The sequence below is a fragment of the Streptomyces sp. NPDC001406 genome, from assembly GCF_042895285.1.
Classification (GTDB): Bacteria; Actinomycetota; Actinomycetes; order Streptomycetales; family Streptomycetaceae; genus Streptomyces.
Genome location: NZ_JBIAWG010000004.1, coordinates 198,629 through 224,538, shown reverse-complemented (window position 1 = coordinate 224,538; position 25,910 = coordinate 198,629). Strand labels below are relative to the sequence as shown.

Here is a 25,910-nt window from a genome sequence, read left to right as displayed (position 1 = left end):
CGCCACGTAGGACTCGGTGTTACGTACGGCGACCGGGCGGTCCCCTCCCGCAAGCGCATCCGGCAGTGACCGCCTCACTCTCCCGGCGCGAGCGCGTGCGCGAGAATCCGGGCCGCGGACTCGATCAGTGCGTTGTCCACGGGCGCGTCCCGATTGGACTTCGACGACAGCACGGCCAGTACGACCGGTGTGCGCCGCGTGGTCCAGGCGACGCCGATGTCGTTCGCAGTCGCATAGTCACCGGTGCCTGTCTTGTCCGCGACGACCCAGCCGCCGGGCAGGCCCGCGCGGAACCGCCCGCCGCTGGTGGTGTTGCCCTTCATCCAGGTGACCAGTCGCTCGCGATCGCCGTCGGCCAGGGCCCGGCCCAGCGTCAGTCGTTCGATGCATCCGCCGATCGCCGCCGGTGTGGTGGTGTCGCGTAGATCACCGGGCACGGCCGTGTTCAGGTCGGTCTCCCAGCGGTCGAGGCGGCTCACCCGGTCGCCGATCGAACGGAAGAACCCGGTGAGCCCGGCCGGCCCGCCGATCTCGCGCAGCAGCAGGTTTCCCGCCGTGTTGTCGCTGTACTGGATCGCGGCCGCGCACAGGTCGGCCACCGACATGCCGGTTTCGACGTGCGCCTCGGTCCTCGGGGAGTTCGGCAGGAGGTCCGCGGGCGGGTAGTGGATCACCTTGTCCAGCGGTGAGCAGTGGCCATGAGCGCGCAGGACCGCCGCGGCGGCGACCGCCTTGAACGTCGAGCACATCGCGAAGCGCTCCCGCGCCCGATGGGAAACCACCTGCCCGGTGCGGACGTTACGGGCGTACACGCCGAGGCGAGCGGCGTACCGCCGTTCGAGGTCACGCAACTCGCCTTCGGCACTGCGCAGTTGGGGCGACGTCCGCGCCGAGGCCGACGACGTCGTGACAACAGGGGTGAGTACGGCGGCGGAGGCGGCGAGGCCGGCCTTGAACAGGCCGCGGCGCGGCATGGATGCGGAAGTGGTCATGTGCAGAGGTAAACAGCAGAACCCCACTCATGTCCAAGAGTGAACTTTGAACGCACCATAACCAATTGATATGACTGCTGGATGGACCTGCTCGCACACCTTGAGGCCTACGTCGCGGTCGTCGACGAGTCGAGCTTCTCGCGCGCGGCCGACCGGCTCGGGATCGCCCAGCCGCTCCTCAGCCGGCGTATCAAGACGCTGGAGGCGCACTTCGGCGGCTCGCTGTTCGACCGTTCACGGCGTCGGATCACGACCACCGAGTTCGGCGTACTGCTGCTGCCGTACGCCCAGGACGTGCTGGACCGGGCCCAGCGGCTGCGGCATGTCGCGCGGTCGGCCCGTGAGGCGGCGGCAGGCGCGGTCGGAGTGCCTGCGGACTGCGGTCCGGCGGCCCTGGCGCGCGTCATGCGGGCGGGCGCCGAGCACGGCACCACGCTGCGCGTGCACGAACTGCCGCCGCGGGAGCGGCTGGTGGGTCTGGCCGACGGATCGCTGACGTACGCACTGCTGCGCGTGCCCCCGGAGCACGCCGCGCTCCGCGTGCCCCTCGGTCTGGCCTCCGCGCCGCCCGACGGGCCGGACGGTACCCGCACCGGACCGGTCGAGGGCGGCGGGCAGCGGCCTCGTCCGCGTGCGGTCCACCTCGAGGACCTGCGGCCCGCACGCGGCCGACTCCGGCGGCCGGCCGCGGTTCCGATCCTCACCATGGTGGAGGACCAGGTCCCCTACGCGCAGGACCGGCTGACCCGGGCGGCCGCGCGGGCCGGGCTGCCCGAGGGTCTGATCCGTCCGGCCGGCCCCACGGCGACGGCGCCGGCCGAGACCCTGGCCGGCCGGGTGACCCTGCTCTGCGCGGAGCCCTACGCGCGGCTGCACGGGGCGAGTTGGGCGCCGCTCGCCGACGCGTTGCTGCACCGGGGATACGACTTCGGCACCACACGGCGTCAGGAGGGCGTGACGAGCGTGCCGGACTGGCTGGTCACGTTGCTGGCGGCCGCCGTCGGAGCCGCGCGGAACACCCCGGCCGCGCAGCCGCCCGGGACACAGCGCCGGGACGCCTCCGCACGGCTGGCGGCGCACGGATGAGCCCCCGCCCGAGCCATGTCGCGAGCGACGGCGCCCTGCTGGACGTCGCCGAGGCGATCGCCGCGGACTGGGCGGCCCTCGGAGTCCACGGCTCGTTCCTCGCCCGCGGCATCGACACCGGCGAGCAGCTCGGCTTCGACGTCGACGAACCCGTGCCCCTGGCCTCGGTGGTGAAGGTCCCGCTGGCCCTCGTGGCACTGGACCGGATCGCGAGCGGGGAACTCGACCCGGCACGGCCGGTGACCGTCGAGCCGGACGCGAGCAGTGTCGGTGCCACCGGGCTCGCCGCGTTCCGGCACCCGGCCACCGTGGCCGTCGGCGACCTCCTCTTCCTCATGCTCTCGGTGAGCGACAACGCCGCTGCCGACGCGCTGCTGGACCTCCTGCCGGTGGAGGACGTCGATGCCCGTCTGCGCACCTGGGGGTGCTCCGGCATCCGGGTGCGCCACCGGCTCAACCGCATGTACGAATGCGCCGCCGGCGCGGCGGGCAACGACTTCTCGCTCGCCCTCGAACTGGCCATCCGTGACGACCGCTCGGGGCGTCACTCCATCGAGACGCTGGATCCGGCCCACGCCAACCTAGGCACCGCGGCGGCGCTCGTCGATCTCCTGGAGCGCGTGTGGCAAGACAAGATCGCGCATCCCGACGCCACCTCCGAACTGCGCAGACTCATGGGCCTGCAGGTCTTCACCCAGCGGCTCGCGAGCGAACTGCGCGCGGACACGCTCCGGGTGAGCGGCAAGACCGGAACCTTCCTCCACCTCAGGCATGAGATCGGCGTCGTGGAGGCCGAGTCCGGCGACCGGGTGGCGCTGGCCGCGCTCACCCGCTCCGACCGCCGGGCCAAGCTGGCGCCGGACGTCGACCTGGCGATCGGAATCGGCGCACGGCAGGCCTTCGAGGCGCTACGCCGCTGAAGCGCGTCGCCTTTTGGCCACCGGTCTGCTCAGTCGCGTCCGCGTCCCTTCCCCAGGCGTTCCAGTACCGCACCCGCCATGGCTTGCTCACCCTTGGCGTTGGGGTGTGCGGGGGCCGCGGGCGAGGCCGGCTGCAGCGGTTCGATCCAGCGGTCGGCCGGGGCCTTGCACATGTCGTGGTCGCGCGTGGGCGCGTAGGTGTCGACGTACTCCGCGTGGTTCCAGGCGGCGACCAGACGCAGCATGACGTTCAGGCGCTTCTCGGTGTCCCGCAGATAGGGGAAGTCCTTCGACGCGAACGGCACCGAGGGGTAGCAGCCGGTGCCGTCGTCGGGCAGGAGGTCCGGGTAGCCGACGACGAGCACCCGGGCGTGCGGCGCCCTGGCGTGCACGGCGCGCAGCACACGGTCGACCTTCGGCGCGGTCTGGACGATGTCGAGCGTCAACTGGTCGATCCCGGACGAGGCGTAGTAGCGCTCGCAGGGGTTTCCCGACAGGTCCTGGGCGGCGAGCCGGGCGCAGGCCTGGATGATGGAGCCGAAGCCGACGTCGTTGCCGCCGATCTGGACCGTCACCAGGTCGGTGTCCCGCCGCACCGCGTCGAGTTGGGGACCGTTGGTGCCCTGCGGCTTCCACATCTCCTCGGTGGTCGCACCGGCGCAGCTCACGTCCTTGAACGCGGACACACCGCGCTGCGCCGCCACCAGCGAGGGGTAATTGTGGTCGGAGCGGGCGCAGTTGGCGTCCACCTGCTGCGGGATGAGCGGGCCCGAGGTGTAGGAGTCCCCGAGCGACACGTACTGCGTGTCGTGGCCGCGTCCCGCGTCGTGCGCGGAGGCCGGTACGGCGGAAGCGGCGACGAGCGTGCAGCCGCCGAGCGCCGCCCCCACCGCGACCGGCCACCGCCGACGTCTGGCCGCTTCTTCCGGCTTCGTGTCGTTCAGCATCGAAGACCCCCCTGAGCACGGAACTTCGCGCGCAGCCGCCACCAGGAGCGGCTCTCGCGCGTTCGACCAGGCTTGTATACCGTTCGGTATGTCCCGGGGGCCAGAGGTCGGAACCGAGTAACAGACCGGACAGGGGCGAAGGGCAACAGGGCGCCGATGCGTTCAGGTTGCTGCCCACTCCCGCTCCTCGCCGCCCGCCGTGTTGCCGCGCGGGCCGTCCGGGCGAGCCGACTCGCCCCTTGAGTCACGACTTCGGCTTGTTCGATGCTACGAACTTCCGCCGTAGGGCTTCCGGCGGGGCATCTAATAGGAAACCTTCCTATCAGTACGCTAGAAGGAACAACCTTCCACCCCCCACTTCCAGTTGGAGCCCCCGTGGTGCAACTCGACGATCACGCAGCATCCCCGTCCGGCCCCTCCCGCCGGACCTTCGTCGCCCTGACCGGCGCCGTGGCCCTCGGCGGTTTCCTGGCCGCGCAGCACGCCACGGCGGCGCAGGCGGCCGCCCCGGGCCTCGACGACCCGGCGAAGAAGGAAATCGCCATGAAGCTCGTGTCGAGCGCGGAGAACTCCTCGCTCGACTGGAAGGCGCAGTACAAGTACATCGAGGACATAGGTGACGGCCGTGGCTACACCGCCGGCATCATCGGCTTCTGTTCCGGCACCGGCGACATGCTCGACCTCGTACAGCTCTACACCGACCGCAAGCCCGGCAACGTCCTCGCCAAGTACCTGCCGGCACTGCGCCGCGTCAACGGCAGCGACTCGCACGACGGACTCGACCCGAACTTCCCCAGGGACTGGCGCAAGGCCGCACAGGACTCGGCGTTCCAGCAGGCGCAGAACGACGAGCGCGACCGCGTCTACTTCAACCCCGCGGTGCGACAGGGCAAGGCGGACGGACTGCGGGCGCTCGGCCAGTTCACGTACTACGACGCCATCGTCATGCACGGCGACGGCAGCGACCCCACCAGCTTCAGCAGCATCCGCAAGCGGGCGCTGCGCCAGGCGAAGCCGCCGGCGCAGGGCGGCAACGAGACGACGTACCTCAACGCCTTCCTCGACGCCCGGGTGTGGGCCATGAAGCAGGAGGAGGCCCACAGCGACACCAGCCGGGTCGACACCGAGCAGCGCGTCTTCCTGCGCAAGGGCAACTTCGACCTGAACACGCCGCTGGACTGGAAGGTCTACGGCGACAGTTATCACATCGGCTGATCGCAGGGGCGCGAGGACAACACGAGGCGCCGGGACGGCCCGACCGCAGTCGGACCGTCCCGGCGCCTCACGCTGCTCCGCGGCGTTGCCCAGGCCCCCGCTCGGTCAGCCATTCGGGTGTGTTCCCCGCCGTGGAGCGTGTGAGGTCGACGATGTTCTTCGGCACAGGTGTGATGTTTGTTAAAACGCCGGAATGAAAGGGGGCGAATGGGCAACGTTCCCTTTCATGCCCCAAACGAACCTCCCCCGGCAGGTGACACGATGACGACGGCGACCAGGGTGCCGAGGCCACCGTCCACCAACGCCACCGCAGCCGACCCCACGACTTCTCAACCCGCCGCGATGCCCTCGCTGCCGTCCCTGACCGGACTGCGGTGGGTGGCCGCGCTGCTGGTCTTCGGACTGCATGTGCGCAACTTCGGCTACTTCGGAGGCGACGGCGGCCGGATCGTGACATGGGGACTGGGGGCCGGCGCCGTCGGCGTCTCGTTCTTCTTCGTTCTGTCCGGGTTCGTACTGACTTGGTCCGCGCGGCCGAACGACCGCGCGCTCGCCTTCTGGCGGCGCCGCATCGCCCGTATCTACCCGGTCCATCTGGCCACCGCCGCGATCGCGCTGCTGATGGCGTACACGCTGGCCCGCCAGCCGAAGCCGACGCTGCCCCAGGCCCTGGCCAACGTCCTGCTGGTGCATTCCTGGTGGCGCCCGTGGTGGCAGACGCTGGACCCGGTCAGCTGGTCGCTGGCCTGTGAGGCGTTCTTCTACGCCACCTTCCCGCTGCTGGCACTCCTGCTGCGCCGCCTCGGCCCCCGGGGGCTGACGGCTCTGGTCGGGATCTCGGCACTTTCGGTCCTCGTGCTGGCCTGGGCGGAGGCGCACCACTGGGCGGACCAGCCGATCAGCTCCTTCCCCGCCGCCCGGCTGCCCGAGTTCGTCCTCGGCGCCGCCTCGGCCAGGCTGGTGCTGCTGGGCCGGTGGCGCGGCCCCGGCCTGGAAGCCTCCCTGGCCCTCGCCATCATCGGCTACTTCTTCGTCCCTCAGGTCACCGCCGGATACCCCGCCACCGCCTGCACCCTCACCGGCTTCGCCCTGCTCATCCCGGCGGCCGCCGTGGCGGACCTGCGCGGCCTGCCCTCCCTGTGGCGCGGCCGGCGGATGGTCCGGCTCGGTGAACTCTCGTTCGCCTTCTACATGGCCCACCTGCTGGTGCTGCGCGCCGCCACCAGCGTGCTCGGCAAGTACCCGCACTTCGGCGTGGCGGCGGGGCTGGCCGTCACCGCCGCCCTGTTCACGGTGTCCCTCGTCCTGTCGTGGGTCCTGTACGAGGCGGTGGAGCGCCCCGCGAGGCGACTGCTCCTCCGCAAGCGCCGCTCCGTCAAGCCCCAGCCGACGCCACCCGCCGCGGCAAAGCCCGCGCCGCTCAGCAGGTGCACCGAGGACACTCAGCAGACCGGCGACTGAACCGACGAGTTCGACACGCTCAGGAGCGGGGCGGGTCATCGCGGTCGACGACGGTGCCCGGGATGACCTTCCCCGGGCCGGTGTCCTCGTCCTTCAGTGCCCTCGCCTCGCTCTTGAAGATGCGGGCCGCCTTGCCGGCCGACCGCGTCAGCTCGGGGAGTTTCTTGATCCCCAGGACCACGACGACCACCAGGAGGATCAGGGCCAGCTCGCTCAAGCCGAACATCAGGTTGCTTCCTTCCGCAATCTACAGTGCTGTAGAAGTGTCTCCCGCGAGGCGATCACTCAACAAGCCCTCGCGGGAATCCGGCCCCGGCCGGCGGTCATCGACTGTCTGAGCCGACGCTCATCGACTGTCTAGAGTGACCCCGTGACCAACGAACCCGCGGAACCGCCCAGAACCGTCTACCCGTCCTCCATACGTCGCACCGCGCTCGTCGCCCTCGGCTCGATCGTGTTCGTGGTGCTGTGCGCATGGGCTCTGCTCGGCCATTCCAGCATCAAGGCCGTCCTCGCGGGCGCGGTGGGCGTGCCGTTCTTCGGTCTGTGCGCCGCCGTCGCGATCGGCCGTCTCGTACGACGGCGGCCCGAGCTGGTCATCACCGGCGAGGGTGTGACCCATGCGATGCTCGGCTCGATCAGCTGGACGGAGATCGCCGCGGTCGGGATCCGGGAGATCAAGGTCAGTTCAAGGCCCCAGCGCATGATCGAGCTGATCCTCCACGACCCCGGCGCCTACCTCGCGCGCGCACCACGCATGGCTCGCGTCACCGGCAAGGCCAACCTGCGCCTGGGCTACAGCCCGGCGACCATCTCCGCGACCACGCTCCCGGTCGGTGTGGACGAGGTGCTGGCGACCATGCGCCATCACCACCCCGAGTTGAACATCGGCCGCTAGGACGACGAGCCCCGCCGATTACATGGGCGCTGATGCTACATGGCGTGTATGCGTCAAATGGGTCAGCGTGCCCGTCGGTGAATATCCGGGTGACCGCCGCCCGGCACGTCAAGACAATGGAGCCCACGCACCAGGCTCACTGCGCAAGTACAAGGGCGCAAGCACAGGAAGGCGGCCGCCCGTGACCGTCCCGAACGTCATCCTGTCCGGGATCGTCGGTTCCACCGCGTACGGACTCGCTCACGAGGGCTCCGACGTCGACCGCCTCGGCGTCTTCGCCGTACCCACCGCGGAACTGCACGGTCTGCACCGGCCGAAGGAGTCCCACGTCACCACCAAGCCCGACCGCACCCTGCACGAGGCTGCCAAGTGGTGCCGCCTCGCCCTCGGCGGCAATCCGACGGCGATGGAACTGGTGTGGCTTCCGGACGAGTTGTACGAGGTGCGGACGCCGTTCGGGGACGAGCTGATCGGCATACGGTCCTCGCTGCTGTGCGCCAAGCGCGTCAGGGACGCCTATCTCGGCTATGCCACACAGCAGTTCCGGCGCCTGGAGGCCCGCGGCGACGGATCGTTCTCCGCGGACACCCGCAAGCGCACCGCCAAGCACGCCCGGCACCTGAAGCGGCTGTGCCACCAGGGCCTGGAGCTGTATGCCACCGGCCGGCTGACCATCCGGGTTGAGAACCCGCAGGAGTACCACGACTTCGGTGAGCGCGTGGCCGCCGACGCGTCCGCTGCTCTGCCCGTGCTCCGGGCCTACCAGGCCGCGTTCGACGAGACGACCAGCGTGCTTCCGGAGCAACCGGACGAGGCGGCCGCCGAAGCGTGGCTGCGCCGAGTACGGGGCCACCTGTATGCCGAGGCGCCGGCGCGGGGATGACCTCGGCCGTCACCTGTGACTGCTGGTGGTGGTCGTTGGCGGTAGGGACGAGGGAGCCTGTTGCAGCGCGGCCAGCAACTCGTTCCGGCCGACGAGCAGTTCGGTGAGGATGCGGCGGGCGGCGGCCAGCAGTTCGGCGACGTCACCGCCGGCCAGTGCGTAGAGGACCGTGGAGCCCTCCCGGGTGGACACGACGATCCCCGATCGTCTCAGCACCGCCAACTGCTGCGAGAGGCTGGACGGTTCGATCTCGATGTCCGCCAGCAGATCCCGTACGGGGACGGGGCCGTGCTGCAGCAGCTCCAGGACCCTGATGCGTACCGGGTGACCGAGCATGCGGAAGAACTCCGCCTTGGCCTGGTAGAGGGGGACTTGCACGCGTTCGCTCCCTGCCGGGTCGGAGTGGTCGCCAGGATGCGGCGGCACCCGAAGGTGCCGCCGCTCGATCCGGCTTCATGAGTCGATCCTTGTCGCCCGGGACCGTACGCATCCACGAGTTGGGGTCATGCTGATCTCGTGACTTGAAGAAGTCTTCACGTTCTGGGCATGCGTGTGCCCGGGCCTACGACCGCTCAGACCTCGATCTGTTCCTCCACCCGCTTCAGCTGGTGCCGGGCCATGGCCAGATTGGACCGGGACTTGTCGAGCACGAGATAGAGGAACAGCCCATTGCCGTTGCGCCCGCTGACCAGGCGGATCAGGTGATACTGCCCCTCAAGCGTGATCAGGATGTCCTGAATGTCGCCCTTAAGGCCCAACTGATCCATCGTGCGCACCTTGGCGCGGATGACATCCGTGTTGCCCGCCGAGGCGATGTTCAGGTCGAGGTCCTTGTTCCCGCCCAGAGTGCCCAGCGCCATGCCGCTGGTGTAGTCGACGACCGCTGCCCCGAGCGCCCCCTCGACCGAGGCCATGATCTCCTTTAAGGACACTTCGACATTCGCCATCGTGCCTCCCCTTGGTTGTCGGCTGCGGCGGCGCGGCGCATTGCCGTCCCGCCCGGTGGTTGCACCGTAGACATGCATATGCAGCCCGATGGGGGCGTCTCCGGGACTGACGGCCGATGCCTGATAGATCACATAAGACGACTGATCTTGAATCGAGGGACGATCGACTTCGATTGACTCGGACCGGCGACCGACGGCGTCACGCCAGGGGTCAGGGCGCGGTGAACAGGTTCGGGAAGCGTGGCGCGAGCCAGGGCTTGCGTCCCCAGGCGACGATCTGCCCCCGCGCCATGGCCGGCCACGGGCTGCGCCGGCCCAGCGCGACGAGCAGGAAGGCGACGGGCTCGATGAGGATGGTGCAGTCCGGGCGCTCCTGCGGCTCCGCAGTCACCCGCACGGTGCCGTCCGCCAGGGTCACGCCGAACGCCGTGCCGCCCCTGAGTCGCACGGTGTAGCGGGCGGTGAGACCGGCCGTGGCGGCCGCGTCGGCCACGCGCGGCATGACCGAGAGCATGAACGGCATGCACAGCCCGACACGGTCCGGGTCGATCATGTGCGGGCGCTTCACCGCGCGAGCGAGGTCGTAGCCGTGGCCCAGCATGTGGGTGAGCAGGTAGGACGCGAGAACGGGTCTGGTCAGGGGGCCGAGCGGCGTGACGAGCGGAGTGTCGCAGGCGGTCGGGTCGGCCGCGGCCCGCGCCACGGCGGCCAGGAAGGCGTCGGCCTGCTCGGTGATCACCGCCGCCAGTGGATCCGCCCGGCGCTCCCCGTAGGTGGCGAGGGACTGTTCATTGGCGGCGGCCAGGCTCTGGGGTGTTCCGTCCCCATAGGGGCGCTCACGCCCGGCCGCGAGGTCGGCCATCAGCTCATTGGCCAGTGCCAGATGGGCGGCCGCCTCGCCGAGGGTCCACTCGGATCCCGGTACGGGGACGGTCGTGTCGGGCACGCCCCGCACCAGCGCGGCGATGTCTCCTGCGGTCTCACGTATCGCCTGCCCGAGCCCTTCGGGCAAGGGCTCCCTGATGTCCTGCCGTACCGTCGGACGCACGCCGCACGCTCCCGTTCTGCCTGCCGCGCCCATCGCGCGCCGGGGTACCCAATCAGACTCGGCGCCCCGCGACAAGCCTCGGCGCACGGCTTCGCGGGGCGGCCCCCGGCGCAGGCCAGGGGCGGCTGCCCGCCCGCCCTGGTGCGCCGAAGAGGTCCTTTGCGCGACTCGATGTGCCGAACAGGTGAAGAATTGACGGGAGTTGTGAAAGGCGGCAAGAATTCGCTTACTTCGCTGGGCCTGAAGCGAGCGAAGTGACGCGAGTGACTCGGTCGTCCACGCCCTTCATGGTGTCTGCCCGTGTCGGCGCTCGCGGTCCACCACCTCCCACACCTTCACCTTCACAGAGGCTTATCTTGTCGCGTTCGCATCAATCGAGAACTCTGGCTGCTCTCGCAGCAACCGCTTTCACCGGCGCGCTCGTCCCCCTGGTCGCGGCCGGTGCCGCAAGCGCCACCACGGCCGCCGACTGCCAGTCCGCCACCGTCCAGTACCGCATCGTCGACGCCGACGGAAAGCCCGTCGGCGCGGACTGGACCTCGCAGGGCGGGTTCCACCAGTGGGACAGCGCTCCTGGAACCGTGGAGGTCCGGCTCGCCCCGGGCCAGACCGTGGGCGACGGCTGCAAGTACCCCGTCTCCCTCGCCGAATACACCACCGAGGGCTCGAACTGGTACACCTCCGGTCACCAGACCCTGGTCGACAAGGCCACCGTCTACCTCACCGCTGCCGACGTGGCCGGCTCGGACGACGCGAAGCGGACCTGGCAGCAGCTCTCCGTGCAGACGCCCCACTGCTACGGCCAGATCGACCTGTACGGCGACGACGTCTCGTACGACGGCAAGACCGGTGAGGGCCACGGCCCCGTTCCCTACCAGCCGGACAACGTCATCACCCCCTACCACCTGATAGCCGCGTGGAACGGCGGGGACAAGGCGTGCACCCCCGGCACCCCTGACTCGCCCACCCCTACACCGTCCGAGCCGACCCCGTCCACGCCCGCGACCCCGACCACTCCGGCGCACAGCACGCCGCCGAGCCACGCGACCACTCCGCCGACCACCCCCAAGCCCTCCACCACGCCGCCCACGACGCCGGACGTGCCCCCGCTCCAGTCGACACCGCCCACCACCCCGAAGCCGTCGCCCAGCGACAGCAAGCCGCCCCTGGCCGAGACGGGCGCGAGCGCCCCGGTCGGCCTGATCGCCGGCGCCGCCGCCCTGGTGATCGTCGCCGGAGCCGGAGCGGTCTACATGACCAGCCGCACGCGCCGCTCATGACCCGGGGCCACGGGATCGTCCTCGTGCTCTGACACACCCCGCCGGCTCCGCCTCCGTACCGGCCCGGAGGCGGAGCCGGCGCCTTCGGGCCGGAGAGAGGGCCGGGCGCTTCGCGTGACGCGCGCCATACCCGTGCCCCGGAACTCGGCCGCCGGTCGCTCCGACTCCTGAAGCGGTACGGAGGTACGGACGTGATCTGGAGACGCGGTTGATGGACGATTCTCGGCAGCCTTCCCTCGGCAAGGGCCCGTTGCCGCTGCGCAGGCTGCTGCCTCCGCCCGCCCTCTGCGGGTTCCTCGTGCTGCTGGCGCTGCTGTTCACGGTGTCGTACGCCGTCGGCGCCTCGGTCGGACCCGTCGCCCCCGGTATGCACGGCACCGGGACGAGCCGTGGAGGCGAGGGCGATGGCGGCGGAGGCGGCGGGGGAGGAGGCATGGACATGGGGGACATGCACGGGGGAAGCCACTGATGGGTGCGGAACAGCTGGACGATCGTGGGCAACGGCAGGACCGGGAGCGGCTGTTGGTCACAGCGCTGCTCGCGATGCCGGTGCTCGTCCTGTCCATGGTGCCGGGCCTGCAGTTCCGCAACTGGCAGTGGCTGTGCTTCGTGCTGGCCGCGCCGGTCGCGGTGTGGAGCGCGTGGCCGTTCCATGTGCGGGCGGTGCGCGGGCTTCGGAATGCGTCGGCGACCATGGACACGCTGGTGTCGCTGTGCGTGGCGGTCTCCTTCGCATGGTCGGCGTACGCGCTCTTCCTCGGCGGTGCGGGCGAGCCCGGCATGCGGATGCCCTTCAGTCTGGTGCCCAACGCGTTTCAGGGCACCCCCTACGTCCACCTCGAAGCGGTCGTCGGAGTACCGCTGTTCGTGCTCACCGGGCGCTTCCTGGAAGCACGCCTCCGAGGCGATACGCAGGCGGCCCTGCGGTCGCCGATACAGCGGCTCGCGGACTCGGCCGCGGGCGTCTTCGTGCCTGTCGTGCCGGCGCTGGCCGTCACGGCACTCGGCTTCTGGCTCGGCGCCGGAGCCGATCCGCAGGTGGCCGTCTCCGCGTGCGTCGCCGTTCTGGTCGGGGCCTGCCCGTGCGTTCTCGGTCTGGCGACGCCGACCGCGGTGATGGCGGCCACCGGCCGGGGTGCCCGACTGGGTGTACTGGTCACCGGTCCGCAGGCCCTGGAGGCGCTCAGGCACATCGATACCGTCGTCCTCGACAAGACCGGCACGCTCACGTCCGGCCACATGAGTGTCGTCCGGGTCACCGCCGTACCGGACGGTCTCGGCCGTGACGCGCTGCTGCGGCTGGCCGGAGCAGTGGAGCAGGGCTCGGAACACCCGCTCGGCCGGGCCGTCCTGGCATACGCCCGCCGCGAGCTGCCCGGGCAGCGGCTGCCGGACGTGACCGGGTTCCGCGCGCTGCCGGGGCGGGGCGTGCGCGGCAGGGTCGAGGGGCGCCTGGTCGAAGTCCTTGCCGTGGACGGCGAGTTGCCCGCGTCCCTCGCTGCCGCCCTGCCGGTCGGCGAAGCCTCCGCCCACACACCCGTCCTGGTTCGCGTGGACGGCGTGGCCGAAGCCCTGCTCGAAGTCAGCGACGTCATACGGCCGGGCAGTTACCGGGTCGTGGAGCGGCTCCGGCGTCTTGGTGTGCGCCCCATGCTCGTCACCGGCGACGCGCCCGTGCCCGCCCGAGCCGTCGCCGAGGCGCTGGGCATCGACGACCTGCACTCCCGCCGCACCCCCGAGGACAAGGCCGCCCTCGTACGCGACCTGCAGCAACAGGGCCACCGCGTCGCGGTTGTCGGCGACGGCGTGAACGATGCCGCCGCACTGGCCGACGCCGACCTCGGCATCGCCATGGGCAACGGCGCCGACCTCGCCGTCCGGGCCGCCGACGTGACGCTGGCGCGCGGCGAGATCGACGCCCTCCCGGACGTGATCCGCCTCGCCCGCCGCACGCTGCGCACGATCCGCGCCAATCTCGTATGGGCCCTCGGCTACAACGTCGTCACCCTCCCGCTCGCCATGGTCGGCCTGCTCGACCCGATGCTCGCCGCGGCGGCCATGGCGGCCGGCTCGCTGCTGGTGGTCGGCAACAGCCTGCGGCTCCGAGCGTGGCAGCCCTCACCCGCCCGGAGGCCCACCCGTTGACCGAACAGCACCCCTGGCGGCCCACCCGCCGCCGGCTGACCGACACCCTGCTCGCCGCGATCGCTCCGCTCGCCGCGTGCGGCCTCGCCCTGGCCGGACTGACCATCTGGGTCGGTGCCGGGAAGGCGGGCAGCCCCGCACGGATCACCGTCTCGGCCGGGCGGGTCTTCCTGCCGTACGGCGACAGTACGGAGACCGCCGCCTTCTTCGACCTCACCAACCTCGGCGGCGTGGACGACCGGCTGGTCAGGGTGACGTCTCCGGCGGCCCGGGGTGAGATCACCCTCAGCCGTCATCGCACCACCCGAAGCGGGGCCGCCTACAAGGCCGACACGGCCTCGGCCACCGTCCCGGCGGGCGGGAAACTGGCCATGTCCCGGCACGGCGTGGACGTGAGCCTGCGTGCCGGGGCAAGGTGGCAGACGGGTGACCTCGTCTCGTTCACCCTGCACTTCGAGCGCAGTGGGACGGTCCGGGCCGTCGCCGTGGTGGTCCGGCCCGGCGGGCGTGCCTCGTGACCCGGATGCGAGGATGAGGCGCCATGACAGCAGGGTGGTGTTCTCGCACGATACGGGCCGCGGTGTTCGCGGCCGTGTGCGTGCTGCTCGCCGCCCTGGGCCACGTGCTGATGTCCGGGTCCGACGTGCCCGGCTGGACGCTGGCCGGTGGGGCGGCGGTGACCGGTGGCGCGGGCTGGTGTCTGGCGGGCCGTGAGCGCGGCCTGCTGTTGATCGTGACCGTTGTGGTCGCCGCCCAGACGCTGCTGCACGAGGCGTTCTCACTCGCCCAGTCGGCAGTGGACGGCCCGTCCTCCACGGACATGAGCGCCATGGACTCCATGGACATGGGCTCCATGGATATGGGACACATGGGCTCGGGACACATGGCCGCGCCCCACATGGGCGCAAACCACATGAACGCGCCCCACATGGGCCACTCGACGGGCGCAGACTCGTCGTCCCTCGGCATGCTCGCCGCCCACCTGCTCGCCGCGGTGCTGTGCGGGCTGTGGCTGGCCTACGGCGAGAAGGCCGCGTTCCGCATCCTGAGGGCCGTGGCCGGCCGGCTGGCGGCGCCCCTGCGGCTGCTGCTTGGCCTGCCCGTCACCCCGGACCGGCCGCGGCTCCGTGTGCCGCGCCGCTGCTCGGACCGCACGCCGCGGCGCCTCCTTCTGGCCGACTCGATCACTTCTCGGGGCCCGCCCGTGGGGACCGCTGTCGTCTGAGGACAGCTGGATCACCCGAGGTCGCGCAGTCGCGCCTCGGGTCACGGCCGTACGCACGCACAAGCGCCCCGGCGCGCAAGCGGCGTAGGCCGTCTCCCCACTCACCGGACCGTTCGCGCGTGCGCGCGCCATCGGTCCGGATCACGGATGACCGAGAAGGACACCAGGTGACCATCCCTGCCCTGCCCACCTCGCGCCGCAAAGGCGACAACACCGGAGCGCTCGACGAGTCGACCACCGCATGGGCGCTCGCCGCACGAGGCGGAGACACGGACGCCGTCGAGCACTTCGTCCGCGCCCTGCACCGCGACGTCCATCGCTATGTCGCCCACCTCTGCGCCGACCCCCAGGCGGTCGACGACCTGGCGCAGGACACGTTTCTGCGGGCTCTCGGCAGCCTGCACCGCTTCGAGGGCCGCTCCTCGGCGCGCGCCTGGCTGCTCTCCATCGCGCGCCGCGCCGTGATCGACAGCTATCGGTACGCCGCAGCCAGGCCGCGCCTGTCCGACGTACCGGACTGGCAAGTGGCCGTGGAACTCGCCCAGCCGCAGAACCTGCCCGGCTTCGACGACGGCATAGCCCTGCTCGATCTGCTGGCGTCGTTGCCGGACGAGCGACGGGACGCGTTCGTCCTGACCCAACTGGTGGGCCTGCCCTACGCGGAGGCGGCCGAGGTCAGCGACTGCCCGGTCGGCACGGTCCGCTCGCGCGTGGCCCGTGCCCGGGCGACCCTGATGGATCTGCTGGACGAGACGGACAAACCTGCTGTCGCGGCCGCCTGAGCCGGCTGCTGCGAGGGGCCGGTCCCGGTGACAGCCGGAGCCGACCCCTCGTCAGCGCCCATGCGCCACCGACAGCGAATCATTCGAGTCATTCGAGACGGACTGCCAACCGGCGGGAACTCACGACGCGTTCGTCCCGACTACTGGACCGGGTGACGGAAATTCGCCCCGTGTACCGAGTAGATCCTGGAGATTTTCAATGCGTTCTCGTGTGTGGGCCGGTACGGCGGCCGTCGTATTCGGCGGCCTGCTGGCGGCGGGGTGCGGAGGTGCGGGGAAGGGGAAGGAGACGGCGGACGCGAACGCCGGAAAGGCCGGCTCCAGCGCCTACCCGGTCTCCGTCACCGACTGCGCGGGTGCGAGGACCACCTTCTCCGCCGCACCGGCGAGGATCGTCACGAGCAACGCCTCCAGCCTGGAGCTGCTGCTCCGCCTCGGTGCCGGTGACAAGGTGATCGGCACCGGTTTCCCGCCCGGCAGGGGCACCCTGCCCGGCGCCCTGGACGCGCAGGCCAGGAACGTGAAGGTACTCAGCCGGAGCGTGATCCCGAAGGAGAAACTGCTCGGCTCGGGTGCCGACCTGTACATCGACACCTTCGCCTCCATGGGGAGCATGGGCGGCGGCATGGGGGACGCGCCGACGGCGGCGGAGTTCAAGGCGGCCGGGATCAAGCACATCTACCTGAAATCCACCGCCTGCGCCGCGCAGAGCAAGGACCCGGTGACCGATTTCTCCGCGGTGGAGGCCGACATCACCTCCCTCGGCGCCGTCACCGGAACCCGTGCACGGGCCAAGGAGATCGTCGCCGGGATGAAGAAGAAGGTGGACGCCGTCCAGAAGGCGGTCGGCGGCACGGCCGAGAGCAAGCGGCCGACGTACTTCTTCTTCGACTACGACGCCGGTACCAAGCAGCCCACCGTCGTCTGCAACCGCCAGATCGCCAACGCCGTGATCACCTTGGCCGGTGCCCGCAACGTCTTCGCCGACTGCGACGGCGACTACAAGCAGGTCGGCTGGGAGGACGTGATCGCCAAGAACCCCGACTGGATCCAGCTCGGGGTGCGCAACAGGGGCAGCGCGGCGGCGAACGAGAAGGCGTTCGACGAGGCCGAGCACTGGCTCAGGTCCAACACCGCCACCACGGGTCTGAAGGCGGTGCGGGAAGGCCACTTCCTGCGCATCGGCTCCGAACCGACCACCATCGCGGGGGTCGAGAACGCCGACACGGTCGAGGCCATCGCCAAGACCCTCCATCCGGGCAAGGTCGGCTAGCCGTGCTGTCCGCACTCTCCCCGTCCCGGCGCCGGGCGTCGGCCGGGAAACGTGAGGCGCGCGGCCTGCCCGCCGCGCCGCTCGCCCTGGCGCTCGGGATCGCGCTGCTCGTGGCGCTGACCGTGGCGGTGGGCCGTGGCTCGACCTCCATCCCGCCCGGCGAGGTCTGGAGCGCGGTGTGGCGACGGCTGTCCGGCGACGCGCCACGCCCCGGCACGGACGACCTCATCGTGTGGCAACTACGGCTGCCCCGCGCCCTGTTGGCCGCGCTCGTCGGCGCCGGCCTCGGACTCGTGGGTACGGCCATGCAGGCACTGGTGCGCAACCCGCTCGCCGACCCGTACTTCCTGGGCATCTCCAACGGCGCCTCACTCGGCGCCGTCGCCGCGATCGTGCTCGGCGTCGGCGCGGGCGGGGCCCTGGGCCTCGGGCTGTCCGGTGCGGCCTTCGCCGGTGCGCTGGCCACCTTCGCACTCGTGTGGGCCGTGGCCCGGCGTGGCGGAGGATTCGCACCGCTGAGACTGGTGCTGGCCGGTATCGCGGTGGGCCAGTTCCTGTCCGGCTTCACCAGCTATCTCGTGCTGCAGACCGGGGACGAGCAGCAGACCCACAGCGTGCTGTTCTGGCTGATGGGCAGCCTCAGCGGGGCGAGTTGGCCGCTGCTGGCGGCTCCCGCGGCAGCCGTGCCCGTCACCCTGCTGTGGCTGCAGGCACGCGCCCGGGCTCTCAACGCCCTGACCATGGGCGACGAGACGGCGGCCGGGCTCGGTGTGGACGCCACCCGGCTGCGCCGCGAACTGTTCACGATCACCAGCGTGTTGACCGGCGTACTCGTCGCGGTGTCGGGTGCGATCGCGTTCGTCGCCCTGATGGTGCCGCACGCCTGCCGGCTCGTCGTCGGCGGTGACCATCGCCGACTGCTGCCCGTGTCCGCCCTGTTCGGAGCGCTGCTGCTGGTCGTGGTGGACATCGTCTGCCGCACAGTCATGGACACCCAGGAGCTCCCGGTCGGTGTGGTCACCTCGCTGATCGGGGCTCCGGCCCTGCTGTATCTGCTGGATCGGCGCCTCGGGAGCGGCAGTTGAGAATCGACATCGAGGACCTGCACGTCGCCTACGCCGGCCGCACGGTCGTGGCGGGGGCCCATCTGGTGGCGGCCGAGGGCGAGATCACGGGACTCGTCGGCCCGAACGGAAGCGGCAAGTCCACGCTCCTGCGCACCGTCTACCGGCATGTGAAGCCGACGGCCGGACGGGTCCTGCTCTCCGGCACGGATCTGCGCGAGCTGACCCCGGTCCGGTCGGCGCGGCACGTGGCCGCGCTTCCGCAGGAGCGAGGGGGCGATTTCGAGCTGACCGTGCACGAGGTCGTCGCCATGGGCCGTACGCCCTACAAACGGGCCTTCGCCGCGGAGGACGCCGCCGACCGGGACATCGTCGCCCGTGCCCTGGCGGACGTCGGCATGAGCGAACAGGCCGGACGCCGGTTCACGGACCTGTCCGGCGGGGAACGCCAACGTGTCCTGCTGGCCCGTGCGTTCGCGCAGAACCCGGACGTTCTGGTCCTGGACGAGCCGACCAACCACCTCGACATCCGCCACCAGGTGGAACTGCTCGCCCTGCTGCGGGCTCACCGCCGTACGACCCTGGTGTCGCTGCACGATCTGAACGCGGCAGCGTCCGTCTGCGACCGCCTGCACGTGCTGCACGCCGGGCAGGTGGTCGCCTCCGGTCCACCGCGCGACGTCCTCACGCCCGCGCTGATGGCCGAGGTGTTCGGCGTCAGCGCGGCCGTCGTCGACCACCCGCTCACCGGTGACCCGCTGATCGCCTTCGACCACCGGGCGTCGGCCGACGCGGAACCGTCCCGGGCGGCGCGGTCACCAACAGGGCGCACACGAATCGGCGGCTGACCCATGACACTTCGCAAGGATGAGGACCGCTGGCTGCTGGTCGCCGTGGCGGGCGTGCTGGCGTTCGTGGCGATGCTGGACATGAACATCGTCAACGTGGCCCTCGCGGACCTCGCGGACAGCTTCCACATCCCCGCCGCGACCGCTCAGTGGGCCGTGCTTGCCTATCAACTCCCCGTCGTCGCCCTGCTGTTGCCTGCGGGGCGGTGGCTGGACGGCGTCGGGCTGCGTTCCGCCGTGCTGTTCGCGACGGCCGGTTTCGGAGTGTGCAGTGTGCTCGCGGCCGCCGCGCCCTGGGTGGCCTGGCTGATCGCGGCCCGCCTGGCGCAGGGCGTCTTCGGTGCGGTGTTGTTCGTGCTGATGCCGGTCCTGGCCGTCCGTTCCGTACGGCCGCAGTCGCGCGGACGGGCGATGAGCGTGCCCGCGACGCTGGGTCCGCTCGGGGCAGTGACCGGACCGGCCGTCGGCGGCCTGCTGCTGGACCACTGGGGCTGGCATGCCGTCTTCCTGGTCAAGGTCCCGTTCTGTGTGCTCGCCCTCGTTGTGACCCGGAGGGCGATGCCGGGCGACGGCCGGCTGCGGCTGCCCGACCGCCGGTCACTGCTGGACGCGCTGCTGGTGGCCACCGGTGTGGCGGTGCTGTTGCTGGCGCTGACCTCGGCATCGGACGGTCCGTCCCGGCTGCCGCTCGCCATCGCGGCCGTCCCGCCGCTGTGGTGGTGGGCGCGAGGACCGGGCGGCCGCCCGGTGGCCGGGGTGCTGCGGACGGCCGGCCTGCTGCGGGCGCACGGGGCGGTGCTGGCCCTGGCGGCCGGGTTCGCCGCGATGCACTACGTCGTCGCCCTGCACCTCCAGCGCGACGACGGAGTGAGCGCCACGACGACCGGGCTGACCGTCCTCGCCTTCCCGCTCGGCATGGGGCTGGCCGGGCCGCTCGGCGGGCGGCTGGCCGACCGGTACGGGGCGCGCCCGGTCGCGGTCACGGGCGCCGTGCTCACCACGGCCGGCCTGCTCCTGCTCGTCCCGCTGGGAGACGACTGGTCGCCGTGGCAGGTGGCCTGGCGGCTGGCCCTGGCCGGCGTAGGGATGGGCCTCAACGGCGGCCCGACCCAGGCCCTGGTCATGGGTGCCGCCCCGCCGGACCGCACGGCGAGCGTCGGATCCACCGCGCAACTCGCCCGCAGTCTCGGTTTCACCCTCGGCCCCGCGCTCGCCACGGCCGTATGGGGACTCACCGGGCCCGACAAGGGCGTACACACCGGGCTCGCCCTGGCCGCCACGGCCGCCTGTCTCGCCGTACCCCTGCTCGCCGTGCCCGGACGACGGCGTGCCCCGGCACCGGGCACGACCACGGACACGGCACCCGCCGCTCGTCCTTGACCGACGAGCGGTCCGATCCACCGACGCGGCGCCCCGCCGCCCGTCCCTGACCCCGGAGTCGTCCCATGTGCGGAATCACCGGCTGGGTGTCCTTCCATCACGACGCCCGCACCCGCGCCCCGGTCATCGAGGCCATGACCGCCACCCTCACACCCCGCGGCCCCGACGCGGGCGGCGTCTGGCTCGGTGAGCACGCCGCGATCGGGCACCGCCGCCTGGCCGTCATCGACCTGGCCGGCGGGGTGCAGCCGATGACCGACCGGCCCGACCGGCCGACGGCCGTGCTCAGTTACAGCGGCGAGGTCTACAACCACCACGCGTTGCGGGCCGAACTGCGCGGCAGAGGGCATCGCTTCGACACCCGCAGCGACACCGAGGTGGTGCTGCGGGCGTACGCCGAGTGGGGCGAGGACGTCGCCGACCACCTGGAGGGCATGTTCGCCCTCGCGGTCTGGGACGCGTGTGCCCAGCGGCTGGTGCTGGTGCGCGACCGGCTCGGCGTCAAGCCCTTGTTCTGGGCGGCCGTCGACGGCGGCCTGGCCTTCGCCTCCGAGCCCAAGGCCCTGTTCGCCCACCCCGAGATCAGGCCCGAGGTGGATGCCGACGGGCTGCGCGAGGCGTACAGCCTGCTGTTCAACACCGGGCCCACGGTGTGGTCCGGGGTGCGGGAGGTCGAACCGGGTGGCGTGCTCGTGCTGGACCGCGACGGCATCCGCGAGCGCCGCTACTGGCAGTTGACGGCGGGAACGCACGACGACGACCAGGACGCGACGGTGGAGCGGATCCGCGAACTGGTGGGCGCCGCGGCCCGCAGCCAACTGGAGGCCGACGTCCCGCTGTGCAGCCTGCTGTCCGGCGGCATCGACTCCACTGTCCTGACCGCCCTGCTCGCCGGCGAACTCCGGCTGCGCGAAGGTCCGGACGCCCGCATCCGCTCGTACGCCGTCGACTACAGCGACCAGGCCGAACGCTTCACGGGTGACGTGCTGCGCACCGGTCACGACACCCCGTACGCCACCGAGGCGGGCGCCTTCATCGGAACCGACCACAGCACGGTCGTACTGGACCCGAGAGCGCTCCTCGATCCCGAACATCGCAGGGCGGTGGTCGTGGCCCGCGACTCGCCGATCGGCGTCGGCGACATGGACACCTCGCTGTATCTGCTCTTCGGCCAGATACGGCGACACTCCACCGTCGCCCTGTCCGGAGAGGCCGCCGACGAGGTCTTCGGCGGCTACCCCTGGTTCCACAACCCCAAGGCCCTCGCCGCCCCGGCCTTCCCCTGGCTGCTGGTGACGGGCGACGAGGCCGCCATGCCCCTGAACCCGGAACTCGACCTGCGCATCGGCGAGTTCCGCAAGGACACGTACCGCAGCGCGCTGGCCGCCGTACCGCACCTGGACGACGAGAACCCCGTCGAACACCGGCAGCGCGAGATGCAGCACCTGTCGCTGACCCGCTGGCTGCGTCAACTCCTGCACCGCAAGGACCGGTTGAGCATGGCGCAGGGTCTTGAGGTGCGCGTCCCCTACTGCGACCACCGCCTCGTCGAGTACGCCTTCACCACCCCCTGGGCGTTGAAGAGCTTCGACGGCCGGGAGAAGAGCCTGCTCCGGGCGGCGGGCACCGGACTCGCCCCCGACTCCGTGCTGCACCGCCCCAAGAACCACTACCCGGCCACCCACCACCCCGCCTACAACCGCGGCCTGCAGAACATGGCCCGCGACGCGCTGGCCACCGAACAGGTGCGTGCCCTGGCCGACGAGTCCCTCGTCAAGCCCTGCCTCGACACCCCGCCCGACCGACTGGAGTGGGGCCACCGTCTGCGCCTCGAACGCGTCGTCGACCTCGCCCTGTGGCTGGACCACTACCGGCCCGAACTCGCCCTCTGAGGAGCCTCGGCATGACCATCCAGGAAGAACCCCCACCGGCCGCGGCCCCGGAGACGCTCCCCGACCCCGTCCCGCTGACCGGCTGCCCCTACAAGGCCGACCCGTACCCCCTGTACCAGCGCATGCGCGAGGCCGGACCGGTCCACCGCGTCCTCTTCCCCAGCGGCGTACGGGCCTGGCTCGTCACCGGTTACGACGCCGCGCACGCCGCCCTGAACGACGACCGCCTCGGCAAGAACCACGACCGGGGCAACGACCGCTGGCGCGCCCGCGCCTCGATCATGCCGGAGCCGCAGCACTCCCAGCTCCAGGTCCATCTCCTCCACCAGGACCCGCCGAAACACACCCGCATGCGGCGCTACGTCACCGACGCGTTCACCCCGCGCCGCATCGAGCAACTCCGCCCCCGCTTCCAGGAACTGGCCGACGCGCTTGTCGACGCCCTGCCCGAACAGGGACCCGCCGATCTCGTCACCGGCTTCGCCGCCCCCTTCCCCTTCCAGGTCCTGGCCGAGGTCATCGGCCTCCCACCCGAGCTCGCGGCTCGCTTCGACCGCGACTGGGGCAAGGTCGTCCAGCCGGTCGGCCCCACCGACCCAGGACGCCCGCGGTACGAGGCGCGGCTGCACGGCCTGCAGAGCTATATCGCCGAAGTCGTCGCCCACAAGCGGGAGTACGGGGACGACGACCTGCTCGGCCGTCTCGTGCTGGCCCGCGACCGCCGCGAACTCTCCCCGGAGGAACTGGACTCGATGGTCTTCCAGCTCCTCGTGGCCGGACAGGAACCGGTCACCAACCAGATCACCACGGCCCTGACAGCCCTGTTCCGGCACCCCGACCAGTCGGCCCGGCTACGGGACGAGCCGGACCTCCTGCCCCGCGCGGTCGAGGAACTCCTCCGCTACGACAGCGCCTTCGAGCTGACCACCTGGCGCTTCTTCGCCGAGGACAGCGACCTGCACGGAACCCGCGTCCCGGCCGGTGACTCGGTGATCGTCTCCCTGTGCGCGGCGAACCGCGACCCCCGCCGCTTCCCCGAGCCCGACACCCTCGACCTCGACCGCAGCCCCAACCCCCATCTCGCCTTCGGCCACGGAATCCACTTCTGCCCCGGCGCCGCCCTCGCCCGCACCGAACTCCAGATCGCCCTGAGCACTCTGCTCACCCGTCTGCCCGGACTCCACCTGGCCATCAGGGACGAGGACATCGAGTGGACCCCGGCCGTCCTCGGCCGCGGCACCACCCACCTGCCGGTCGCCTACGACCGACGTCGCTGACGCCGGCCCGGCGCCGACGCCAACCCATGTCCGACATGCCCGCATCCCACCCGGAGACCAGCATGCCCCTGACGACCCTGCCGGACGACACCCGCACCACGGCCATCAGCATCGCGATCCTCGACCTGCTCCTGCCACACCACCGCACGACCGACGACGCCCCCGCCTCCGCGGAGGCGTTCCCCCACCAACTGCGCCGGATCACCCGCTTCGTACACGACGGTGCCCCCGTCGTGTTCACCCTGCCCGGCTTCCCCTGCAAGTCCCCGAACCCGGCAAAGGTGCTCGGTCATCTCCCCGACCAGGCGGAACGCCTCTCCCTCGGCTTCCTGAACACCCTGTGCACCGAGATCGAGCGGATCCACCCGCCCGGCGCCCGCGTGATCATCTGCTCCGACGGCCATGTCTTCGGAGACCTGATCAACGTCCCCGACCCGCACATCGACGCCTACGCCGACGAACTGCGCCTGCTCATCGCCGAGTCGGGACTGGACAGACTCTCCGTCTTCGACCTGCGCGACGTGCTCGGCGACATCCCGTCCGACGCGAAGCGCGCCCATGTCCACGAGCGCTACGCCCCCGCCCTGGACGCCCTGCGCGGCGAGATCCGCACCGACGAGCACGCCCTCGCGCTCTATCGGGGGATCACCCGCTTCCTGGTCGAGGACACCGCCGACCACCCGGGCACCCGCTCGGCGCTCCAACGCGCCTGCCGCCGACGAGCGTACGGCGTCATCCAGCGCAGCCGGGCCTGGGGCAACCTGCTCGCCGAACACCACCCCCACGCCGTACGCCTGTCGATCCACCCCCAGCCGGTCGGCGCCCCCAAGTTCGGTATCCGCCTCCTCGACGCACCCGACGCCTGGACCACACCCTGGCACTCCAGTGCCCTCCTCCGCCCGGACGGCACTTGGACCCTGATGCCCCGGGCCCGGGCGGCCGGACTGGGACGCCTTGTGCGACGGGACGGCAGAGCCAGCCACTTCGAGGGCTGGTCAAGAGGGTACGGAGGACTGCCCCTTGGAGCGCAGCAGGAACACCGTGACATCGTCCGTGCACTGGCCGGTGGGCCAGGCGCAAGGGACGAGGCCGTCGATGAGGCCGTCGGTGTGGAGCGCGACGAGGGAACCCCTGGGCAGGGGAGCGGCGGTGAGGGGGTACCGGGCGTGTGTGTCGATGCCCAGGAGCGGCCCGGGTTCGAAGTCCAGGATGCGGGCCCGCCGTGGTGTGTGGCGCAGGAGGGGAGGTACGTGACCCGCATTGGCGAGGGTCAGTTCACCGCGGCGGAGGTCGACTTGGCATAGAGGCAGGCGACGAGCAGGTCGGAGTCCAGGTCGACCAGTAGCCGGTCGGTGCGGGCCAGGACCTGTCGCGCGGTGTCGCCTCGTGCGCGTGGTCGGCGGGCCGCATCAGCGCGATGGCGCCCCAGCAGCGGCGTGCCCCGGTCAGTGGGGCCGCGGCGAGGGCGAAGGGGTAGGGCAGGACCGCGGCGGTGCGGGGATATCGGCGCGCCATCTCGTCCTGGTTCCCGACCCACACGAGCACGTTCCGCCGGATCGCGTCGGTGACCGGGAGGGGGGGCGGTCAGCGAGAGCCGTTGCCATGGCGCGGTGAATTCGACGGGAAGCCCGCACAGTGCCACCGGACGCAGCATCGCGGCGGCCTCCTCGATCAGGAACACACCACCGTTCGCGGCACCGGTGCGGCGGACGACGTCGGCCAGCGCCGTCGCCAGGGCGTCGTCGGGGGATCCGCCACCGCTCATACAAGGACGATATGCCCAAATGGCCGACCGCGTTCGGTCAGGACTGTCGAGCGTGCGACCCGCTGACGGAGCGGCAGAACCGGGGGACCGGCCGCTCCCCGAAACAGGGTCCCGGCCCCTCCCGAAAACCGGATGACCCGCAGGGGCGGCCCACGCTACGGTCTCCCTTGTTCAGGTGCGCAGGCAGCGGCTACTTCGCCTCTCAAGCGGGTAACGCGGGTTCGAATCCCGCCGCCGGTACCGGCCGGTGTCGTCCAGTGGCCCAGGACGCCTACGGTGCCGCCGCCGACCTCGATCTCTGAACATCCGGGACACGTCACTTCTGCTGCGGGCCCCACTGATCCGGCCCGACCTCGCGCCATTCGATCAGCGGTGAATGCGCGACCTCGTCCGGGTCGATGTCCAGCCCGGCCCGGCGCAGGAACTCGGCGACATCCGGAACGCCGTACGCAAGCCCGAGGATCTCGCCGTCCACCCGCACCCGGCGGCCTCCGCTCGGTGAGGGCGGCGAGACCACGACGCGAAACTGCCTGGTCACATCACCAGCATCAGGCGGTCGGTCCGGACGCGCATCCGGCGGGG

The 25,910-nt window shown here is 71.3% G+C and carries 27 protein-coding genes and 1 pseudogene; 19 read left to right on the top strand and 9 right to left on the bottom strand.

Annotated features, from left to right (window positions below):
- Positions 1–74: 74 nt before the first annotated feature.
- Complete coding sequence (gene bla, locus ACFY1J_RS11345) at positions 75–974, bottom strand: class A beta-lactamase (protein WP_390706253.1); 900 nt, start codon at positions 972–974, stop codon at positions 75–77.
- Between the two features lie 99 nt (positions 975–1,073).
- Here bla and ACFY1J_RS11340 point away from each other — a divergent pair, with 99 nt between their 5' ends.
- Positions 1,074–2,078 carry a LysR family transcriptional regulator gene (locus tag ACFY1J_RS11340; RefSeq protein WP_390706051.1) on the top strand — a complete coding sequence of 335 codons (1,005 nt, stop codon included), beginning with the start codon at positions 1,074–1,076 and terminating at the stop codon, positions 2,076–2,078.
- Positions 2,075–2,998: a serine hydrolase gene (locus tag ACFY1J_RS11335; protein WP_390706052.1), complete on the top strand. Its 924-nt coding sequence runs from the start codon at positions 2,075–2,077 to the stop codon at positions 2,996–2,998. The genes ACFY1J_RS11340 and ACFY1J_RS11335 overlap by 4 nt, the downstream gene beginning before the upstream one ends.
- Before the next feature lie 29 nt (positions 2,999–3,027).
- Here the strand turns inward: ACFY1J_RS11335 and ACFY1J_RS11330 are convergent, their stop codons facing one another.
- Complete coding sequence (locus ACFY1J_RS11330; RefSeq protein ID WP_390706053.1) at positions 3,028–3,945, bottom strand: SGNH/GDSL hydrolase family protein; 918 nt, start codon at positions 3,943–3,945, stop codon at positions 3,028–3,030.
- 375 nt (positions 3,946–4,320) lie between these two features.
- On the opposite strand from ACFY1J_RS11330, the gene ACFY1J_RS11325 reads away from it, so the two are divergent.
- The gene (locus ACFY1J_RS11325; RefSeq protein WP_390706054.1) at positions 4,321–5,160 is read left to right on the top strand and encodes a chitosanase; all 840 of its coding nucleotides are present in this window, start codon (positions 4,321–4,323) and stop codon (positions 5,158–5,160) included.
- A 261-nt stretch (positions 5,161–5,421) separates the two neighbouring features.
- Positions 5,422–6,621: an acyltransferase family protein gene (locus ACFY1J_RS11320; protein ID WP_390731107.1), complete on the top strand. Its 1,200-nt coding sequence runs from the start codon at positions 5,422–5,424 to the stop codon at positions 6,619–6,621.
- A gap of 19 nt (positions 6,622–6,640) precedes the next feature.
- Here the strand turns inward: ACFY1J_RS11320 and ACFY1J_RS11315 are convergent, their stop codons facing one another.
- Positions 6,641–6,847 carry a twin-arginine translocase TatA/TatE family subunit gene (locus ACFY1J_RS11315; protein ID WP_363297924.1) on the bottom strand — a complete coding sequence of 69 codons (207 nt, stop codon included), beginning with the start codon at positions 6,845–6,847 and terminating at the stop codon, positions 6,641–6,643.
- 144 nt (positions 6,848–6,991) lie between these two features.
- Here ACFY1J_RS11315 and ACFY1J_RS11310 point away from each other — a divergent pair, with 144 nt between their 5' ends.
- Both ACFY1J_RS11310 and ACFY1J_RS11305 read left to right on the top strand, forming a co-directional pair.
- Positions 6,992–7,519: an STM3941 family protein gene (locus ACFY1J_RS11310; protein ID WP_390706056.1), complete on the top strand. Its 528-nt coding sequence runs from the start codon at positions 6,992–6,994 to the stop codon at positions 7,517–7,519.
- 181 nt (positions 7,520–7,700) lie between these two features.
- Entirely contained in the window at positions 7,701–8,402 is a 702-nt protein-coding gene (locus ACFY1J_RS11305; RefSeq protein ID WP_390706057.1) for a DNA polymerase beta superfamily protein, read from the top strand.
- 9 nt (positions 8,403–8,411) lie between these two features.
- On the opposite strand, the gene ACFY1J_RS11300 is transcribed toward ACFY1J_RS11305, so the two are convergent.
- From ACFY1J_RS11300 to ACFY1J_RS11290, 3 genes are all read right to left on the bottom strand, one after another.
- Complete coding sequence (locus tag ACFY1J_RS11300; protein WP_390731106.1) at positions 8,412–8,780, bottom strand: ArsR/SmtB family transcription factor; 369 nt, start codon at positions 8,778–8,780, stop codon at positions 8,412–8,414.
- Between the two features lie 194 nt (positions 8,781–8,974).
- Complete coding sequence (locus ACFY1J_RS11295) at positions 8,975–9,349, bottom strand: hypothetical protein (RefSeq protein WP_390706254.1); 375 nt, start codon at positions 9,347–9,349, stop codon at positions 8,975–8,977.
- Between the two features lie 211 nt (positions 9,350–9,560).
- Positions 9,561–10,397: a maleylpyruvate isomerase family mycothiol-dependent enzyme gene (locus tag ACFY1J_RS11290; RefSeq protein ID WP_390731105.1), complete on the bottom strand. Its 837-nt coding sequence runs from the start codon at positions 10,395–10,397 to the stop codon at positions 9,561–9,563.
- A 356-nt stretch (positions 10,398–10,753) separates the two neighbouring features.
- Between ACFY1J_RS11290 and ACFY1J_RS11285 the strand changes: the two genes are divergently transcribed.
- From ACFY1J_RS11285 to ACFY1J_RS11225, 13 genes and pseudogenes are all read left to right on the top strand, one after another.
- Positions 10,754–11,677: a hypothetical protein gene (locus tag ACFY1J_RS11285; RefSeq protein ID WP_390731104.1), complete on the top strand. Its 924-nt coding sequence runs from the start codon at positions 10,754–10,756 to the stop codon at positions 11,675–11,677.
- A gap of 211 nt (positions 11,678–11,888) precedes the next feature.
- Positions 11,889–12,146: a hypothetical protein gene (locus ACFY1J_RS11280; RefSeq protein WP_390706061.1), complete on the top strand. Its 258-nt coding sequence runs from the start codon at positions 11,889–11,891 to the stop codon at positions 12,144–12,146.
- Entirely contained in the window at positions 12,146–13,822 is a 1,677-nt protein-coding gene (locus ACFY1J_RS11275; protein WP_390731103.1) for a heavy metal translocating P-type ATPase, read from the top strand. Before ACFY1J_RS11280 ends, ACFY1J_RS11275 begins: the two co-directional genes overlap by 1 nt.
- Positions 13,819–14,340, top strand: coding sequence for a copper chaperone PCu(A)C (locus ACFY1J_RS11270; protein ID WP_390731102.1), 522 nt, complete (start codon positions 13,819–13,821; stop codon positions 14,338–14,340). Before ACFY1J_RS11275 ends, ACFY1J_RS11270 begins: the two co-directional genes overlap by 4 nt.
- A gap of 23 nt (positions 14,341–14,363) precedes the next feature.
- Positions 14,364–15,047 (top strand): hypothetical protein, encoded by a 684-nt coding sequence (locus ACFY1J_RS11265; RefSeq protein ID WP_390731101.1) that lies wholly within the window; start codon positions 14,364–14,366, stop codon positions 15,045–15,047.
- Between the two features lie 167 nt (positions 15,048–15,214).
- A complete protein-coding gene (locus ACFY1J_RS11260; protein WP_390731100.1) occupies positions 15,215–15,829 on the top strand; it encodes a sigma-70 family RNA polymerase sigma factor in 615 nt (204 codons plus the stop codon).
- Between the two features lie 199 nt (positions 15,830–16,028).
- Positions 16,029–17,102, top strand: coding sequence for an ABC transporter substrate-binding protein (locus ACFY1J_RS11255; RefSeq protein ID WP_390731099.1), 1,074 nt, complete (start codon positions 16,029–16,031; stop codon positions 17,100–17,102).
- A 2-nt stretch (positions 17,103–17,104) separates the two neighbouring features.
- A complete protein-coding gene (locus tag ACFY1J_RS11250; RefSeq protein ID WP_390731098.1) occupies positions 17,105–18,187 on the top strand; it encodes a FecCD family ABC transporter permease in 1,083 nt (360 codons plus the stop codon).
- Complete coding sequence (locus ACFY1J_RS11245) at positions 18,184–19,014, top strand: ABC transporter ATP-binding protein (protein WP_390731097.1); 831 nt, start codon at positions 18,184–18,186, stop codon at positions 19,012–19,014. The genes ACFY1J_RS11250 and ACFY1J_RS11245 overlap by 4 nt, the downstream gene beginning before the upstream one ends.
- A 3-nt stretch (positions 19,015–19,017) precedes the next feature.
- On the top strand, positions 19,018–20,394 hold the full coding sequence (locus ACFY1J_RS11240) for an MFS transporter (protein ID WP_390731096.1): 1,377 nt from the start codon (positions 19,018–19,020) through the stop codon (positions 20,392–20,394).
- 65 nt (positions 20,395–20,459) lie between these two features.
- Entirely contained in the window at positions 20,460–22,286 is a 1,827-nt protein-coding gene (gene asnB, locus ACFY1J_RS11235; RefSeq protein WP_390731095.1) for an asparagine synthase (glutamine-hydrolyzing), read from the top strand.
- 11 nt (positions 22,287–22,297) lie between these two features.
- On the top strand, positions 22,298–23,563 hold the full coding sequence (locus tag ACFY1J_RS11230; protein WP_390706071.1) for a cytochrome P450: 1,266 nt from the start codon (positions 22,298–22,300) through the stop codon (positions 23,561–23,563).
- 62 nt (positions 23,564–23,625) lie between these two features.
- Positions 23,626–24,552, top strand: a pseudogene (locus ACFY1J_RS11225) (L-tyrosine/L-tryptophan isonitrile synthase family protein); the annotation flags it as partial.
- A 6-nt stretch (positions 24,553–24,558) separates the two neighbouring features.
- Here the strand turns inward: ACFY1J_RS11225 and ACFY1J_RS11220 are convergent.
- The 3 genes from ACFY1J_RS11220 to ACFY1J_RS11210 form a co-directional block, all read right to left on the bottom strand.
- Positions 24,559–24,837, bottom strand: a complete 279-nt coding sequence (locus tag ACFY1J_RS11220) for a SpoIIE family protein phosphatase (protein ID WP_390731222.1) — start codon at positions 24,835–24,837, stop codon at positions 24,559–24,561.
- The gene (locus tag ACFY1J_RS11215; RefSeq protein ID WP_390706072.1) at positions 24,834–25,328 is read right to left on the bottom strand and encodes a hypothetical protein; all 495 of its coding nucleotides are present in this window, start codon (positions 25,326–25,328) and stop codon (positions 24,834–24,836) included. The genes ACFY1J_RS11220 and ACFY1J_RS11215 overlap by 4 nt, the downstream gene beginning before the upstream one ends.
- A 316-nt stretch (positions 25,329–25,644) precedes the next feature.
- Positions 25,645–25,866 (bottom strand): hypothetical protein, encoded by a 222-nt coding sequence (locus ACFY1J_RS11210; RefSeq protein WP_390706073.1) that lies wholly within the window; start codon positions 25,864–25,866, stop codon positions 25,645–25,647.
- Positions 25,867–25,910 lie beyond the last annotated feature (44 nt).